Annotated in this window: 12 protein-coding genes; 8 read left to right on the forward strand and 4 right to left on the reverse strand. The window is 62.1% G+C overall.

Annotated features, from left to right (window positions below; all coding sequences use genetic code 11):
• Nucleotides 1-57: 57 nt before the first annotated feature.
• From FFM81_RS00660 to FFM81_RS00680, 5 genes are all read left to right on the forward strand, one after another.
• Nucleotides 58-1,341, forward strand: a complete 1,284-nt coding sequence (locus tag FFM81_RS00660) for an NAD(P)/FAD-dependent oxidoreductase (RefSeq protein WP_003567495.1) — start codon at nucleotides 58-60, stop codon at nucleotides 1,339-1,341.
• Nucleotides 1,342-1,386: 45 nt separating this feature from the next.
• Entirely contained in the window at nucleotides 1,387-2,925 is a 1,539-nt protein-coding gene (gene amaB, locus FFM81_RS00665) for an L-piperidine-6-carboxylate dehydrogenase (RefSeq protein ID WP_003567494.1), read from the forward strand.
• Between the two features lie 202 nt (nucleotides 2,926-3,127).
• On the forward strand, nucleotides 3,128-4,144 hold the full coding sequence (locus FFM81_RS00670) for an iron ABC transporter substrate-binding protein (RefSeq protein ID WP_003567492.1): 1,017 nt from the start codon (nucleotides 3,128-3,130) through the stop codon (nucleotides 4,142-4,144).
• Nucleotides 4,145-4,207: 63 nt separating this feature from the next.
• Nucleotides 4,208-5,875, forward strand: coding sequence for an ABC transporter permease (locus FFM81_RS00675; protein ID WP_003567490.1), 1,668 nt, complete (start codon nucleotides 4,208-4,210; stop codon nucleotides 5,873-5,875).
• Nucleotides 5,872-6,909 (forward strand): ABC transporter ATP-binding protein, encoded by a 1,038-nt coding sequence (locus FFM81_RS00680; RefSeq protein ID WP_003567489.1) that lies wholly within the window; start codon nucleotides 5,872-5,874, stop codon nucleotides 6,907-6,909. Before FFM81_RS00675 ends, FFM81_RS00680 begins: the two co-directional genes overlap by 4 nt.
• A 22-nt stretch (nucleotides 6,910-6,931) precedes the next feature.
• On the opposite strand, the gene FFM81_RS00685 is transcribed toward FFM81_RS00680, so the two are convergent.
• From FFM81_RS00685 to FFM81_RS00700, 4 genes are all read right to left on the reverse strand, one after another.
• The gene (locus FFM81_RS00685) at nucleotides 6,932-8,266 is read right to left on the reverse strand and encodes a glucoamylase family protein (RefSeq protein ID WP_003567487.1); all 1,335 of its coding nucleotides are present in this window, start codon (nucleotides 8,264-8,266) and stop codon (nucleotides 6,932-6,934) included.
• Nucleotides 8,267-8,524: 258 nt separating this feature from the next.
• Nucleotides 8,525-10,306: a gamma-glutamyltransferase family protein gene (locus tag FFM81_RS00690; protein WP_138385268.1), complete on the reverse strand. Its 1,782-nt coding sequence runs from the start codon at nucleotides 10,304-10,306 to the stop codon at nucleotides 8,525-8,527.
• Between the two features lie 47 nt (nucleotides 10,307-10,353).
• Nucleotides 10,354-11,796, reverse strand: a complete 1,443-nt coding sequence (locus FFM81_RS00695; RefSeq protein WP_003567484.1) for a M81 family metallopeptidase — start codon at nucleotides 11,794-11,796, stop codon at nucleotides 10,354-10,356.
• An 8-nt stretch (nucleotides 11,797-11,804) separates the two neighbouring features.
• Nucleotides 11,805-12,053 carry a hypothetical protein gene (locus FFM81_RS00700; protein ID WP_155256646.1) on the reverse strand — a complete coding sequence of 83 codons (249 nt, stop codon included), beginning with the start codon at nucleotides 12,051-12,053 and terminating at the stop codon, nucleotides 11,805-11,807.
• Between the two features lie 652 nt (nucleotides 12,054-12,705).
• Between FFM81_RS00700 and FFM81_RS00705 the strand changes: the two genes are divergently transcribed.
• The 3 genes from FFM81_RS00705 (at nucleotide 12,706) to FFM81_RS00715 (ending at nucleotide 16,254) form a co-directional block, all read left to right on the forward strand.
• Complete coding sequence (locus tag FFM81_RS00705; RefSeq protein ID WP_003567482.1) at nucleotides 12,706-13,656, forward strand: helix-turn-helix domain-containing protein; 951 nt, start codon at nucleotides 12,706-12,708, stop codon at nucleotides 13,654-13,656.
• Nucleotides 13,657-14,104: 448 nt separating this feature from the next.
• Nucleotides 14,105-14,935, forward strand: a complete 831-nt coding sequence (locus FFM81_RS00710; RefSeq protein ID WP_003567481.1) for an alpha/beta fold hydrolase — start codon at nucleotides 14,105-14,107, stop codon at nucleotides 14,933-14,935.
• 113 nt (nucleotides 14,936-15,048) lie between these two features.
• Nucleotides 15,049-16,254, forward strand: a complete 1,206-nt coding sequence (locus tag FFM81_RS00715) for an NAD(P)/FAD-dependent oxidoreductase (protein ID WP_138385266.1) — start codon at nucleotides 15,049-15,051, stop codon at nucleotides 16,252-16,254.
• The last annotated feature ends 140 nt before the right edge of the window (nucleotides 16,255-16,394 follow it).

Here is a 16,394-nt window from a genome sequence, read left to right on the forward strand (position 1 = left end):
TTCAACACCTGGTTTTATGGGTTAGAGTAGCGCAATTTCGATCCGATCGGACAAACCATGCTGAATGATCCGCGCTCCCACGGCCTCTGGGAAAAGACCGCCGGCGAACCGCCGGCGACCGCACCTCTCGAAGGCGCGGTATCGGCCGATGTCGTTATCGTCGGCGGCGGCTATACCGGTCTCTCCTCCGCCCTGCACCTTGCCGAAGCCGGGTCGAAGGTGGTGCTGCTGGAGGCGAAGGAGATCGGTTTCGGCGGCGCAGGCCGCAATGTCGGCCTGATCAATGCCGGCATGTGGGTGATGCCCGACGATCTGCCCGGTGTGCTCGGTCCGGTGCATGGCGAACGCCTGCTGGAGCTGCTCGGCAATGCGCCGAAGCTCGTCATGGAACTGATCGACAAGCACGGCATCGCCTGCGAACTCGAACGCAGCGGCACGTTGCATTGCGCCGTCGGCGTCGACGGGCTGAAGGAGATCGAGGCCCGCGCGGCGCAATGGTCTGCGCGCGGCGCGCCCGTGACACTGCTCGATGCGGCGGAGACGGCCAAACGAATCGGCAGCGATGCCTATACCGGTTCGCTGCTCGATATGCGCGCCGGAACGCTGCAGCCGCTCTCCTATGCGCGCGGCCTTGCTCATGCGGCCCTCAAGGCGGAGGTCGCCATTCATACGTCGAGCCCCGTCATCGCGACGGAGCGCAATGGCAGCCGCTGGACCGTGAAAACGGAAAGCGGCGACGTCAGCGCCGACTGGATCATCGTCGCGACCGATGCCTATAGCACCGGCCCCTTCGAGCAAGTGCGCAACGAACAGGTCTATCTGCCCTATTTCAATTTCGCCACGGTGCCCCTCGGCCACAATCTGCGTCAGTCGATCTTGCCGGGGCGGGAGGGCGTCTGGGATACCAAGGATATCCTTTCCTCCTTCCGCATGGACCAGGCCGGACGTCTCGTCTTCGGCAGTGTTGGGGCGCTGCGCAATACCGGGCTTGCCGTGCACAAAGGCTGGGCCAAGCGCGCCCTGAAGCGGCTCTTTCCTGATATCGGCGATGTCGAATTCGAGTGCGAATGGTATGGCCAGATCGGCATGACCGACAATGCGCTGCCGCGCTTTCACAAATTCGCACCGAACGTTATCGGATTCTCGGGTTACAATGGCCGCGGCATTGCGCCGGGCACGGTCTTTGGCCGCACGCTCGCGGAGCATATTCTCGGCCGACTTCCGGAAGCCGATCTGCCGTTGCCGCTGACGTCACCGACCGAGCCGAGCTTCCGTGCGCTAAAAGAAATATGGTACGAAGCCGGCGCTCAGGTCGCCCATTTCGCCGATGCCCGCTTCTGAGAAGCGATAGACGTATCTGAGAATAATATGATTGGAACCACGACAATGACCATCGCCGTCCTCGATCTCGCCACCGAAACCGCCAAGCTGCTTGCCGACCTGGGCGTCGATGCCGGCCGCTATCACGGCGGCACGCTTTCCGTCACCTCGCCGGTGACCGGCAAGGAAATCGGCAAACTCAGAGAACATTCCGTTTCCGAAACGAAAGCGGCGATCGAAGAGGCGCACAAGGCCTTTCTCGAATGGCGTGACGTCCCGGCGCCGAAGCGCGGTGAGCTGGTTCGTCTGCTCGGCGAGGAACTGCGCACCGCTAAGACGGCACTCGGCCGTCTCGTCTCGATCGAGGTCGGGAAGATCACCTCGGAAGGGCTCGGCGAAGTGCAGGAGATGATCGATATCTGCGATTTCGCTGTCGGCCTTTCCCGTCAGCTCTACGGGCTGACGATCGCCACTGAGCGCTCCGAGCACCGGATGATGGAAAGCTGGCATCCGCTCGGCGTGGTCGGCATCATCTCTGCCTTCAACTTTCCCGTTGCCGTCTGGTCGTGGAATGCGGCCCTTGCGATGGTCTGCGGCAATTCCACCGTCTGGAAGCCTTCGGAAAAGACGCCGTTGACCGCCCTTGCCGTGCAGGCGCTGTTCGAAAAGGCGCTGAAGCGCTTTATCGCCGAGGGCGGCACGGCGCCGGCCAATCTGTCGACGCTGATCATCGGCGGCCGTGAGGTCGGCGAAGTGCTGGTCGACCATCCGAAGATCCCGCTCGTTTCCGCCACCGGTTCGACCGCCATGGGCCGCGCCGTCGGTCCGCGCCTGTCGCAGCGTTTTGCCCGCGGCATTCTCGAACTCGGCGGCAACAATGCGGCGATCGTCTGCCCGAGCGCCGATCTCGACCTGACGCTGCGCGGCGTCGCCTTCTCCGCCATGGGTACGGCCGGTCAGCGCTGCACGACGCTGCGCCGTCTGTTCGTGCATGACAGCGTCTACGACCAGCTGGTGCCGCGCCTGCAGAAGGCCTATGGCTCCGTCACCATCGGCAATCCGCTCGAGACGGGCACGCTTGTCGGACCGCTGATCGACGGCCAGGCCTTCGAGAAAATGCAGTCGGCACTCGGTGAGGCGAAATCGGCCGGCGGCAAGGTGACCGGTGGCGATCGCGTCGAGAATGGCTCGGCCGATGCCTTCTACGTCCGTCCGGCGCTCGTCGAAATGCCTGCGCAGACCGGCCCGGTCGAGCACGAGACCTTCGCGCCGATCCTCTATGTGATGAAATACAGCGATTTCGACGCGGTGCTGGCCCTGCACAATGCCGTGCCGCAGGGGCTGTCGTCGTCGATCTTCACCAACGACATGCGCGAGGCCGAAACCTTCGTCTCGGCGCGAGGCTCGGATTGCGGCATTGCCAACGTCAATCTCGGGCCGTCGGGTGCGGAAATCGGCGGCGCCTTCGGTGGCGAGAAGGAGACCGGCGGCGGCCGCGAATCCGGCTCGGATGCCTGGAAGGCCTATATGCGCCGCTCCACAAACACGATCAATTACGGCAGGACGCTGCCGCTTGCCCAGGGCGTCAAGTTCGACGTCGAATAAGCCGGCTGAAGGAAGAAGGCGGCGCTTTGCGGAGGGTCGCCTTTTGGCCAAATTGAGATTTATTCCCTCTTAATATGAAAAGTTTCGTCAAGTTATTGTGATGCGTTTTCCACGCAGGCCAAACTTGAAATTGTTAGTCAGGAAAAATATACGCCTCTGATCGCCCCTGGAGAACTCGGGTGACATCGCTACGGAGGCCATCATGAAAACTGCTCTTAACCGTTTTTCCCTTACGCTTGCCGCTTCGCTTCTTTCCGCCACTGTGCTCGCCGGCAACGCGCATGCGCAGGATGAAGGTCTCGTCGTCTACAATGCCCAGCATGAAAGCCTCGGCCGCGAATGGATCGATGCTTTCACCAAGGAGACGGGCATCAAGGTCACCATGCGTCAGGGCGGCGACATGCAGTTCGCCAATCAGATTATCCAGGAAGGTGACGCCTCTCCGGCAGACGTGTTCCTGACCGAGAATTCCCCGGCCATGACGCTGGTCGATGGGGCGGGCCTGTTCGCTCCGGTCGAAAAGCAAACGCTGGATCAGGTTCCCGAGCAGTATCGTCCGGCCGACGGCATGTGGACGGGCATTGCCGCCCGCACGACGGTTTTCGCCTATGACAAGACGAAGCTCACCGAGGACAAGCTGCCGAAGTCCTTGCTCGATCTCGCAGATCCGGCCTGGAAGGGCCGGTGGGGTGCGGCACCCGCCGGCGCCGACTTCCAGGCGATCGTCGCCGCTCTGCTGCAGTTGAAGGGCGAAGACGCCACCAAGGCATGGCTGAAGGGCCTCAAGGACAATGCCACGCCTTACAAGGGCAACAGCGTCGCCATGAAGGCGGTCAACGCCGGTGAAGTGGAAGGCGCGGTCATCTATCACTACTACTGGTTCGGCGATCAGGCCAAAACAGGCGAAAACAGCAAGAATGTCGGCATGCATTATTTCAAGAACCAGGATCCGGGCGCTTTCGTCAGCGTTTCGGGCGGCGGCGTCCTGAAGTCGACGCAGCATATGAAGGAAGCCCAGGCTTTCTTGAAATTCGTTACCGGCAAGGCAGGCCAGGCGGTTCTCAAAAACGGCACGTCCTATGAATATGCCATCGGCAAAGATGCGCCTTCCAACGACAAGCTCACGCCCCTTGCCGATCTCAACGCACCAAAAGTCGAAGCTTCGACGCTTGATAGCAAGAAGGTCGTCGAGCTGATGACGGCCGCCGGCCTGATCTGACGCTTCTGCCGCAGGCTTCGCCGGACCAAAACTATTGCTTTTGGCTCAAGAAAACCTTAGGGCATGACAATATCCGGCAACCGCTTTCCAAAAGCGGTTGCCTTCCTTTTTCAGCGTGTGAAGGCATCGGCCTTGCTGCAGGACAACAGATTGCTCGCATCCGGCAACGAGGCGCCGGTCGCGCCGAAGGCCGCGCGAATGCTCTTGCCGCGTGGGCGCATGCCGCATGCTTCGGTGATGTTTCTCGCAACGGTCGTTGCGATCTTCAGCCTGGTGCCGCTCGGCTTCATCGGCTGGATAACCTACGATGTCGGCTGGGAAACTGTGAAAACGCTGGTCTTCCGGCCGCGTGTCGGCGAACTTCTCGTCAATACGGTTCTGCTTGAGACAATCACCATTCCGCTGTCGATCGCCCTTGCCGTGACGCTTGCCTGGCTGACCGAGCGGACCGACATTCCATTGGCCAGGCTCTGGGCCTGGTTGGCGATCGCGCCGCTTGCCGTGCCCGCCTTCGTGCACAGCTATGCCTGGGTCAGCCTCGTCCCCGGCATGCGCGGCCTGCAGAGCGGCGTCTTCATCTCGGTGATCGCCTATTATCCCTTCCTCTACCTGCCACTTGCCGCGGCATTGCGTCGGCTCGATCCGGCTATCGAGGATGCGGCGGCCTCGCTTGGCCTCAATCCCTGGCGTGTCTTTTTCCGCGCCGTGCTGCCGCAGTTGAGGTTTGCCCTTTGCGGCGGCTCACTGCTGATCGGGCTGCATCTGCTTTCGGAATACGGCCTGTTCGTGATGATCCGGTTCGACACCTTCGCGACGGCGATCGTCGACCAGTTCCAGTCCTCCTATAACAGTCCGGCCTCCAACATGCTCGGCGGCGTGCTCGTCGCCTGCTGTCTCTTTCTGCTCGGTCTCGAGGTGCTGGTGCGTGGCAACGAACGTTATGCCCGCGTCGGTTCCGGCTCGCCGCGTCCGGCGGACCGCCGGCGGCTCGGCTGGTTCGTGGTGCCGGCCGTCCTGCTGCCCTTGGCGCTGGCGGTTCTGACGCTCGGCGTGCCGCTGGTGACGCTTGGCCGCTGGCTCTATCTCGGCGGCGCCGAGATCTGGCGCATCGAGGTCGGCAGCGCCTTCTTCCAGACGATCGTGCTTGCCATTGCCGGCGGCGTGCTGGCGACGATTGCCGCAGCGCCAATGGCCTGGCTTTCCGTGCGCGCGCCCGGCCGCATCCAACGCCTGCTCGAAGCCTGCCATTATTACGTCGGCTCGCTGCCGGGTGTCGTCGTGGCGCTGGCGCTGGTGACGATCACCGTGCGTCTCGTGCTGCCGCTCTACCAGACCTTCGCAACGCTCATCGTTGCCTATGTCATGCTTTTCCTGCCGCGCGCCATGGTCGGGCTGCGCGCCAGCATCGCCCAGGCCCCGGTGGAGCTGGAGCGCGCGGCGATGGGCCTCGGCCGCACCCCGGGCCAGGCAGTCCGCCAGATCACCATGCGGCTCGCAGCCCCTGGAGCGGCCGCCAGCGTCGCGCTGGTCGCACTTGGCATCACCAACGAACTGACGGCAACACTGATGCTGTCGCCCAACGGCGTCGATACGCTGGCGACCAGATTCTGGTCGCTGACCAGCGAGATCGATTACGTTTCGGCCGCACCCTATGCCTTGATGATGATTATTCTGTCGCTGCCGCTCACCCTGACACTCCATACCCAATCGAAACGGACCGTCGGCCAATGACGCTGCTTACGATCGAGAACATCAGCAAGCGCTATGGCCCGGTGCAGGCGCTGAAGGATATTTCGCTCGATGTCCAGGCGGGCAGCCGCACCGCCGTCGTCGGCCCCTCCGGTTCGGGCAAGACGACGCTGCTGCGCATCATTGCCGGTTTCGAGCAGCCGGATGCCGGCAGGGTAACGCTGGATGGCGAGTTGCTCGCCGACGGCCCGGCGGCGATGCCGGCCCATAAGCGCGGCATCGGCATCGTTTCGCAGGACGGCGCGCTGTTTCCGCATTTGAGCGTTGCCGAGAATATCGGCTTCGGTTTCGAGCGAGGAGCAGTGGATCGCGACAAGCGCATCGTCGAGCTGCTCGATATGGTCGAGCTTGATCGCGGCATGCTGGTGCGGCGCCCGCATCAGCTTTCCGGCGGCCAACAGCAGCGGGTGGCGCTCGCCCGCGCACTCGGTCGCAAGCCGCGGCTGATGCTGCTCGACGAGCCTTTCTCGGCTCTCGATACCGGGCTGCGCGAGAATATGCGCAAGGCGGTGGCGCGCGTGTTGCAGGCGGCCGGCATCACCACCATTCTCGTCACCCATGATCAGGAAGAGGCGCTGACCTTTGCCGATCAGGTCGCCGTGCTGAGGGAAGGGCGGCTGATCCAGGCAGGGTCGCCGCAATCCTTGTATCTGCATCCGAGGGATCGCGAGACGGCTCTGTTTCTTGGCGATGCCGTGCTGCTTCCGGCCATCATCCGAAACGGCCAGGCAGACTGCGCGCTTGGCAATGTCGCGGTCGAAGGCAATCGTCAGGGTAAGGCGGAGATCATGCTGCGGCCCGAGCAGATTCGCGTCGTTGCCGATGATGGCGATCGCAGCTATGGCGGGCGTGTCGTCGAGGTGGAGTTCGGTGGCGCGGTCTGCACCGTTGCCGTTTCGCTCGACGGCGTCGCCCTGCCGCCGATCCTGATCAAGACCTCGAGCGTCGCGCTGCCGGCGCGCGGCGATCTCGTTCGCCTGGATATTGCAGGCAAGGCGCATGTCTTCGAGAGTTGAGGCCCGATGACATGCAGCGACTTCAGGCGAACTTGCGCACCACATCTTCCGGCTCGATGCCATCGAGCCAGCCGCCGGTAAAGCCGGCGCGCTCGAGCCCGAGGCGGATGACCGGCGATTGCCGCATCAGCTTCCAGATGAAGTCGGAGCGCTCGTTCTCGATCGTCATGACGACAAGACCCTGGTCGATGCCGACGGTGCGGTCGTCGACCCAGCCTTCCGGCCGCTTGGTCTTGACCGTCGGGTTGAAGCCGCCGGGAAAGCCGCCTTCCAGCAGCAGGTTCGGATAGGTGGTCAACAGCGCCTTGGTGCCGTCGAGAGCCGCCTGCTTGTCATAGGGCAGGCAGGCAAGCGCCGCCCAGGGTGCGATCGTGCCGTCATCGGGCCCGAGCGGCGCGCCGCGTGCGGCATAACCCAGAACCTTCGGCTGGCGGCCGCCGCGCATGCGCCGTGTCGGCGGCGGGCCGTCGCAGGCGGAGAAGCCCCAGATATTCCTGTTATAGCCGACGAACTTGCCGGGATTACGCTCGGCATAATCCCGCTGGACGTTGATGACGACCTGTGTGTTGCGGAAATAATCCCAGTTCCGCTCGGCCATCGGTCTGTCCCGGATGCCGCGGAAATCGATCCAGGCATGCGAAAAGAGATGGATGAACAGCGGCCCGGCATAGAGATAGGACTGTTCCCCGTGCAGCATCCAGGAATAGCTCGAGGTAAAGGCGTCGTAGCATGACTGCGGGATAGGGTGCGTCGGCGAACCGAGTGCCAGCGCATAGAGGATGATCGCCTCGTCGAAGCCGTGATAGCGCCAGCGCAGGAAGCCGGAAGAGGGCTTCCAGCCCATGCAAATCGTGTCACCCTTGTTCAGGGCCCAGCGCCAGTCGACGCGCTCGTAGATAAAGGTCGCGAGTTCGCGGATTTCCGTTTCCGTTTCGTCATCCTCGCGATCGAAATACTGCGCTGCCGTCAGGATGCCGGCAACCAGCAGCGCCGTGTCGATGGTCGAAAGCTCGCTGTTCCAGGCACGATGGCCGGTATCCATGTGCAGGAAGTGGTAGAAGAAGCCGCGGTGGCCAGTTGCGTGGCGCTCCTCGCCCTGGCGCGCCTCGGCGAAGAAGCGCAGCGTATTGACCGTGCGTTCGGCCGCTTCCCCGCGGCTGATCCAGTGGCGCTCGACACCGACAGGATAGGAGGAAAGCCCAAAGCCGACGGCCGCGATGCTCGCCGGCACGCCGCAGATCGAAGTATCAGCCACCAGGCCATTTTCGGGATTGGAATATTTCAGGAAGTATTTGAATGCCGAATGCTGCAGCCTGTCGACGAGTGCTGCATCAATGTCTTCAATCCGTTGCAGCATAGGCTCCTACCCAACTGTTGCATCGCCCCATGCTTGAACATGGCGGCCGTCCCCGGGCAAATCAAACCTTTTTGATTCGCAGGGATAAGAGAACACAAATGGGCGGAACTGGTCGTTAATAATTATTGGTGAAATAATATCTAGCAGAAGTCATATAAGCGGTGCAGCAAAAAGCTCCGATCGCGCTACCAGCGCGGGTTGTCTTCCCGCAGTACTTGTTTTCTCGTTTCTTTTTGGAGCAGCCGACGAAGCTTGGCTTTACCGTCCAACCGCATAGGCCTGCATGAGGCGCGGGGTCGCTGCGGCCCGCAGCAGCCCGTCGGCATCGCGTCCTGCTGCGGTGAGCCGGCCGATGGTCCAGGGATCGGCAACCGTCAGCTTGTGGCCCTTGCGGGTCAGCGCATCGAGCACATCGGGGCCGAAATTCGCTTCCGCCATCAGGCTGCCGGGTTCGCGGGTGCGCGGATAGAAGGAGCTCGGGAAATGCGATGTGTGAAACAGCGGCTGGTCGATCGCCGCCTGGAGGTTCAGCTTGTGGCGCGCATGGCGCAGGAAGAAGGAAAGCTGCCATTGTTCCTGCTGATCGCCGCCCGGCGTGCCGAAGACAAGGGTCGGCCGCCCCTCATAAAGGCCGAGCGAAGGCGTCAGTGTCGTGCGCGGCCGCTTTCCCGGTGAGAGCGAGGTCGGCAGGCCCGGCTTCAGCCAGAACATCTGGGCGCGGGAATTGAGGCAGAAGCCGAGGCCGGGAACGGTGGGTGAGGATTGAAGCCAGCCGCCGGAGGGGGTGACGGACACCATGTTGCCGTCGCGGTCGATCACGTCGATATGCACGGTGTCACCGCGTTTTTCCAGATGCGCCATGGTCGGCTCGTAGACGGCACCGGTCTTGGAATCGGCGCCGAGCATTTTCATCGTCAGATCATGCTGCGCCTCGAAGCCCGGAATGATGCCGGGGCGAAGATCGAAGGAGGCATCCGCACCGATGAGCTTGCGGCGTTCGGCGGCATAGGGCTCCGACAGCAGATGCGCGATGGGAATCTCGGAAAAATCAGGATCGCCGTAATAGACTTCGCGATCGGCGAAGGCGAGTTTCATCGCTTCGACGACGGTATGGACGAATTCGGCGCCGACCGGGTCGATCGCCGTGAGATCGAACCCCTTGAGGATCGACAGCGTCTGCAGGAACACCGGGCCCTGGCCCCAGGGCCCGGTCTTGGCGATCGTCCAGCCGTGATAATCATAGGTCAGCGGCTCTTCGATCGTCGCCGACCAGTTGGCCATGTCACTGGCGGTCAGCACGCCTCTGTGACGGCTGCCGCTCGCATCCATCACTTCGGCGGTCTTCAAGTAGGCGTCGATCCTCTCGGCGACGAAGCCGCGATAGAAGGCGTCGCGCGCCGCCTCCACCTGGGCTTCGCGGCCGCTTTTCGCCTCGGCTTCGGCAATGACGCGCTTCCAGGTGTCGGCCAGCACCGCGTTCCTGAAATTCGCTTGTGGCACGGGGACGCTGCCGCCGGGTAGCCAGGTCTGGTGGGACGTCGGCCATTCCTTCTCGAAGAAAGCCGCCAGCCCCTTGATGGTGGCGGAGACGCGCGGCAGCAGGGGATGGCCGTGCTCGGCGTAATAGATCGCCGGTTCCAGCACGTTACGCACGCTCATCGTGCCGTAATCACGCAGCATCAGCATCCAGCCGTCGAAGGCGCCGGGGATGACCGTTGCAAGCAGGCCGTCGCCGGGGATCAGCGTCAGACCTTCGCTGGTATAATGCTCGATCGTCGCGCCGGCGGGGGCATGTCCTTGTGCTGAGATGACCTCGACCTTGTCCTTCTGCTTCGAATAGATCACCGCCGGCAGGTCGCCGCCGGGGCCGCAGAGATGCGGCTCGACGATCTGCAGCACGAAGCCGGTCGCCACCGCGGCATCGAAGGCATTGCCGCCCTTTTCGAGAATGCTCATGCCGACCGCCGAGCCAATCCAGTGCGTCGATGTGACGACGCCGAAGGTGCCGAGGATTTCGGGACGGGTCGTGAATGCGGTCATTGCAGATGCCTTTCCGGGAAATCAGCTCTCGTTCGATCGGTCGAAGTTCAGGCCCGCGTCGAGCGTGCGGAGAGGAAGACCTGAGGCTCGAAGGCAAAATCCTTGTCGAAGGGGTAGGTCGGATGCTGCTTGCGCAGCCGCGGCAGGCGCTCGACGAACTGATCGACGACACCTGTCGATAGCGCCATCAGGTTGGGATTGGCGATCGGCGCCAGTTCCGGCGAGAGATAGCCCGATTTGACGACGATGATCCTGGCGCTGTGCGGATCAAGCCCGAGCCGGGTGAAATCGACGATGTTGTGGTAGGGGCGGCGTTTGGCGCAGAGCACGAGATCGATGCCGCCGGTCGAAACCACCGCCTGACGGTCGGCCGGATCCGACGTTTCGTGCAGGAATTTGACGGTGAAGCGGGCATTGACCGGCTTGCTGCCTTTGGTATCGAGCGAGGCGCCGACGCGGAGCTCCAGTTCTGCGCCGATGCCTGCGGCATAACAGGCCTCGGTCGCCGCCTGGTCGGCAATGCCGGCGAAGACCACGCCGGTGGCACCAGCGGCGATCAGCTCCGCCAGCACGTCGGCCCGGTCGCCGACGCCGCCGCCTGTGGGGTTGTCGCCGGATTCGGCAAGCACGACAGGGGCGGTCGGACTTGCGATCGCCCTGGCGACGCATTCTTCCACCGAGCCGGTCTCGCAGCCGAAGACGAAATCTTTGCGCACATCCCAGTAGGCCCTTGCGAGACGTGTGGCCTCCTGCTCCAGCGCGGCGCGGTCGGTGCCGGTCATGATCGCGGCGGCGGTGGCGCGCGGTTCGTCGGCCCAGACGTAACCGACCATCAGCGACGCATCCCAGACGCCGTCGATCCTATCGATCTCAGGCAGCATGGCATAGAGGCTCTTAGCCGGCTCATCGACGGTGCTGGTGCGCTCACCGGGCAGCACGACTGGGATCGGCGCCCAGAGAACGACCGGCCTGACGCCGGATTCCAGGCTCTTCACCAGCATGGAGACGGAGCGGCGCATCGTCTCCTCGACATCGATATGCGGCGCGGTGCGATAGGTCGAATAGATATCGAGTGCATCGATGATGCGCTGGGTGACGTTGCCGTGCAGGTCGTAGCTGGCCGAAACCGTGCACTCCTCGCCGACGAGCTCACGGGCCGCACCGATCCAGTCACCTTCGGCATCCTCCATGCCCTCGACATACATGGCGCCGTGCATGGCGAGATAGAGGCCGTCGAGCGGCAGCATCGGCTTCAGCCGCTCGAGGAATTCGCCTTTGAATGCCTCATAGGTGGCGCGCGAAACTGGGCCGCCGGCAATAGCGCGGGCATGGATCGTCGGCAGGAACTCGGCGTCATAATCCTTGAGGAAGGCGAAATAGGGAGACGCCAGCAGCGCTTCGCCGCGTAATATTCGAAAATCCCTCTCCTCGTTCAGGACGGGATTGTATGTACTGCACTCGGTATGAATGCCACCGACGGCGATGCGCATGGGAAACCTCAGTTGATGTTGGGAGCAATCAGGGAGTTATGGGCGGCGATGCTGGCAACCCGGCTCGAGCGCCGGCATCGACGCGCTGGGTGCGGATCGGTGTCGCGCGAAGGAGTTCGTGCTGCGATAAACTGAACATCCAGGGTCCGATCCGAAGACGCGTGCTTTTGCCTCGACAATAAGTTTACAAACGAACCAATCAACCAAAATAAATTACAATCTTGATCTTCTAAACCGGCGTCGAGGTCGAAGGTCAATCGGTGAACCTCCGACCGCCTCGGTTTTTCCGTCGGATGGCCGATTGCTGCCGACAAACGCGGCCGTCGCCATCAAGAAAAATCCCACTTAGGGATCCCGAAATTCCCCCGCTTCGGGATTCCGAAATTCGTCGCGTTTTGGGCGATGTCGCCGCGGGGAAACATCCAATGATTTCAAAACCGCAACCAATTTCGGGATTCCGAAGTGCTATACAGATTATGGTGGGGTCTGGCCGGCCGATGAATTCAGCGAAGCGCTCGACAGGTTCGCCGAACAGGAAGTCGATGCGCCCACCCACTCAGAGGCTGTCCGTCGTATTCTTCGAGGATGGCTATCAGCTCATGGATTCCTGCCAAATGACCTCGGAGGCGTAGCGCAAGGCGTCAAATCAGCTCTTGCGAGGGAGGTCCTCGAGGTGCAACGGCGAAGGCACCTGTCCTAGAGAATAGGTTTTTGCCCTCGAAAGTTTTTGATATTTACCCTGCATCGCACAACGCGAATAATCAAAAGCACGGCGAAATCGTTCGCGACATTGGGGCATGTCATGGGTAGTAGGACTGACAACGTCGGCCACTATAGGCGGATGCTCAATGAGCCCGCGATTGTTGTCGGGATCGCACATAGGCAGCGCCTGTCAACGAGCGCGCAACCATGAGCTTGCCTGGCTCCGGCGATCCTCTCGAGAGCTCGCCGCATGAGGCAATCGAGGCTCGCCGGGACGAAATACCAGCTGCTGACCACAATCCTGCAAACGAGATGTCGCGCGTTCTGAGGACTGCGCCAATTCATCTTGCGGCAGACCCCTCCGGCGGTGCAATCGCCCACTGGAATCACGGGCCTTTGCATGATGTCGTCGAGCCCATGACCGACCACGTCGTCATGGCTTACAACGGCGCGATACAGCGCATGGAACGGCGGTCCGGAAGATCGATCCAGAGCGGAACGTTTCGTCGCGGAGTTGTGATCATCATCCCGGCGGGATCAAGCTCCCGATGGGATATTCCAAAACCGGTTGATGTCGTTCAGCTCTATCTTCCCCGCTCGACGCTGACGCGCATCGCCGACGAAACCGATACTTTCACGCCGACCGATCTCTTGGAGCGAACGGCGCATCCGGATCTCATTACATCCCGATTGCTCCTGAGCGCAGCCGATGTCCTGGAAGGCAATACGGCACTGGATACACTGTTCAGGCAGCAGTTGACCGACCTTCTGGCCACGCGCCTGCTGGCTGCGCACACAGGCAAGGCACCGAGCTATCAGCCGGCGCTCGGCGGTCTCGCGCCGAGCGTGCTGCGCCGGGCCATCGAACGATTGCGGTCGGACGCCGACGCGGACGTCTCCCTCGCGGCCCTCGCTGCCGATTCAGGGCTGTCGCGTTTTCATTTCTGTCGCGCTTTTAAGGAAAGCACGGGCCTTTCACCTCACAACTGGCTGCGTCAATATCGGCTCGAGCAAGCCATAAACATGCTGCGCGATCCTCAAAATTCGATCGCGTTGGTCGCAGCCTCCCTCGGCTATGCCTCGCAAACAGCATTTGCAGCTGCATTCCGAAAATTGACCCGTGAAACACCGACTGATTGGCGCCGCCGCCACGGCTGACCGTAATCTCCTTTCGCCCTCGCCTCAGATTTCGGACGGTCCCGTTCTTCGCTTCCACGCCATCGGCTCGAGTATGCGAGGCTATGCCGCGCAATCCGGCATGGCGTTGGTCGCAGCCTCACGTGACTGCGCCTCGCAAACAGCCTTGGCCGCCACATTTCGAAAGCTGGCCAGTAAAACGTTGGCGATGAACTGCTGTGCACCCAACCCCCTAAACCGCAATTGCTCTGCAATGGCGCCAATCCCTCTGGCGCAGCCGTAGACGTGTTTCACTAAACCACCATTGCACCCATACCAATGGATCCTGCGGCGACAAAGGATGGTCTGGGACACCGATTACGGGTCGGTCGCAACGAAGCGACCCGTAGCGGCTTCACACCCGACTTTAGCAACTGTCCGTCCGGCGATGACGGGCGCCGAAACAAATATTCTCCAAAGGATCAGCACAATGACCTCCATTACAACCAGCGACGGTGTCCAGGTTTTTTACAAGGACTGGGGACCGAAGACCGCTCAGCCGATCGTCTTTCACCATGGCTGGCCCCTTAGCTCCGACGATTGGGACAATCAAATGCTCTTCTTCCTCGGCAAAGGCTTTCGCGTGATCGCTCATGATCGCCGCGGCCACGGCCGATCGAGCCAGGTGAGCGACGGTCATGACATGGATCACTACGCCTCCGATGTTGCCGCAATGATCGACTACCTCGAACTTCGCAACGCGATCCACGTCGGTCATTCTACCGGCGGTGGTGAGGCCGCGCGGTATGTCGCGCGCTACGGCAAAGGTCGCGTTACCAAACTGATCCTGATTGCGGCCGTGCCGCCATTGATGTTGAAGACCGGCGCCAATCCCGGCGGTTTGCCGATCGAGGCATTCGACGGATTGCGCAGCCAGCTCGCTGCCAACCGTTCGCAGTTCTATCGCGATTTTCCGAGCGGCCCCTTCTACGGTTACAACCGCCCAGGTGCCGAGCCGTCGCAGGCGGTGATTTCAAATTGGTGGCGTCAGGGCATGATGGGCGGCGCGAAAGCGCATTACGAAGGCATTAAGGCATTCTCGGAGACGGATTTCACCGAGGACCTGAAGAGCATCACCGTGCCGACGCTGGTGTTGCATGGCGATGACGACCAGATCGTTCCCATCGGTGCTGCCGCTCCATTGTCGGCGAAGCTCCTGCAGGCCGGCACGCTGAAAATCTACGAGAAACTGCCGCATGGGCTGTGCACGACCCACGCAGATGTCGTCAATGCCGACATACTGGCCTTCATCACCGCCTGAGCGACATCGCTTCACCTATCCGCGCGCCATCGTTACCGACCATCTCGCTGCCCATCGGGAGCGGCAACGGTGACGCGCGGCCTTTTGAAACTACAAACCACGGAGTGAATAACATGAGACTTGTGATTGTAGGCGCCGGGTTCGCCGGCATGTACGCCGCACTTTCCGCAGCCCGCCTGCGCGATATCGAAGGCGTTTCGCCCGAAGAGCTCGAAATCGCGCTGGTGTCCCCGGAACCGACGCTCGTCATCCGCCCCCGGCTTTATGAACCGAAGCCCGAGAGCCTGACGGCACCTCTGCAGGATGTATTCGATGCCGTCGATGTCGCCTACGTGCAGGGCAGTGTCGAAGCGGTCGACACGAAGGTCCGCACCGTAGACGTCGTCGATGCCAAGGGCGAACGAAAGTCCCTCCAGTATCATCGCCTTGTGCTAGCCACCGGCAGCCGGCTGTTCCGTCCGAATATTCCCGGCCTCGCCGAATACGCGTTCAGCGTCGATAACGTCGATGACGCCATTGCCCTTGATCGCCACCTGCACGAGCTTGCGAAGATGCCGGCCTCGGCCGCGCGCGACACAATCGTTGTTGCCGGCGCCGGTTTCACAGGTATCGAGGCGGCGACCGAGATGCCTTCGCGGCTGCGGACCCTGTTCGACAGAACCGCCAATCCGCGTGTCATTATCGTCGACCGCAGCAGCGCGGTAGCCCCCGACATGGGCGAAGGTCCGCGGCCGATCATCGAGGAAGCACTTCGCAAGCTCGGTGTGGAAACGCGGCTCAATGCCGGCGTTTCATCGCTGGATAAATCCGGAGTTACGCTGAGTACCGGCGAGCATATCGAAACCATGACCGTGATCTGGGCGGCAGGCATACGGGCCAATTCGCTGACCACCAAAATTCCCGGCGAGCGTGACAAGTTCGACCGACTGCTGGTCGATGGCTGCCTGCGCGTGCCGTCCGTCCCCGGCGTCTTCGCCACCGGGGACGCGGCGCGCGCCGCTTGCGACGACTGCGGCAACTACGCCCTGATGTCGTGCCAGCACGCCACACGCATGGGCGCCTTCGCGGGCAACAACGCCGCCGCTGAACTGTTGGGCGTGCCGGCACGGCAATATCATCAGGAGGCCTATGTCACCTGCCTCGACCTCGGCGATGCCGGAGCCCTCTTTACGCGAGGATGGGATCGCAAGGTGGAGATGGTCGGCGAGAAAGCGAAGGCGACCAAGCAGGAGATCAACACCGTCTGGATCTATCCGCCGAAGCCCGAGCGCGCCGCAGCGCTGGCCTCAGCTGATCCGGAGCATGTGACCAAACTGTGACCGGATCCCGAGATGAGGCTGCGCTCTGAATAAGAGCGCAGCTTGCCATTTCCGGCTTGTTCATGACCCGACTCATCTTTCATCGATCATTTCTTCCCCGAGCGCTTTCGGCTCGTAAGCGACCTTTGAAGGCGTGCCGC

The sequence above is a fragment of the Rhizobium hidalgonense genome, assembly GCF_005862185.2.
In the GTDB taxonomy this organism is placed as follows: Bacteria; Pseudomonadota; Alphaproteobacteria; order Rhizobiales; family Rhizobiaceae; genus Rhizobium; species Rhizobium hidalgonense.

Coding starts and splice junctions, on each gene's coding strand:
- FFM81_RS00705 (WP_003567482.1), top strand. CDS start 12,706: ATGAGCTTGCCTGGCTCCGGCGATCCTCTCGAGAGCTCGCCGCATGAG.
- FFM81_RS00695 (WP_003567484.1), bottom strand. CDS start 11,796: ATGCGCATCGCCGTCGGTGGCATTCATACCGAGTGCAGTACATACAAT.
- FFM81_RS00710 (WP_003567481.1), top strand. CDS start 14,105: ATGACCTCCATTACAACCAGCGACGGTGTCCAGGTTTTTTACAAGGAC.
- FFM81_RS00715 (WP_138385266.1), top strand. CDS start 15,049: ATGAGACTTGTGATTGTAGGCGCCGGGTTCGCCGGCATGTACGCCGCA.
- amaB (WP_003567494.1), top strand. CDS start 1,387: ATGACCATCGCCGTCCTCGATCTCGCCACCGAAACCGCCAAGCTGCTT.
- FFM81_RS00660 (WP_003567495.1), top strand. CDS start 58: ATGCTGAATGATCCGCGCTCCCACGGCCTCTGGGAAAAGACCGCCGGC.
- FFM81_RS00685 (WP_003567487.1), bottom strand. CDS start 8,266: ATGCTGCAACGGATTGAAGACATTGATGCAGCACTCGTCGACAGGCTG.
- FFM81_RS00690 (WP_138385268.1), bottom strand. CDS start 10,306: ATGACCGCATTCACGACCCGTCCCGAAATCCTCGGCACCTTCGGCGTC.
- FFM81_RS00670 (WP_003567492.1), top strand. CDS start 3,128: ATGAAAACTGCTCTTAACCGTTTTTCCCTTACGCTTGCCGCTTCGCTT.
- FFM81_RS00675 (WP_003567490.1), top strand. CDS start 4,208: ATGACAATATCCGGCAACCGCTTTCCAAAAGCGGTTGCCTTCCTTTTT.
- FFM81_RS00680 (WP_003567489.1), top strand. CDS start 5,872: ATGACGCTGCTTACGATCGAGAACATCAGCAAGCGCTATGGCCCGGTG.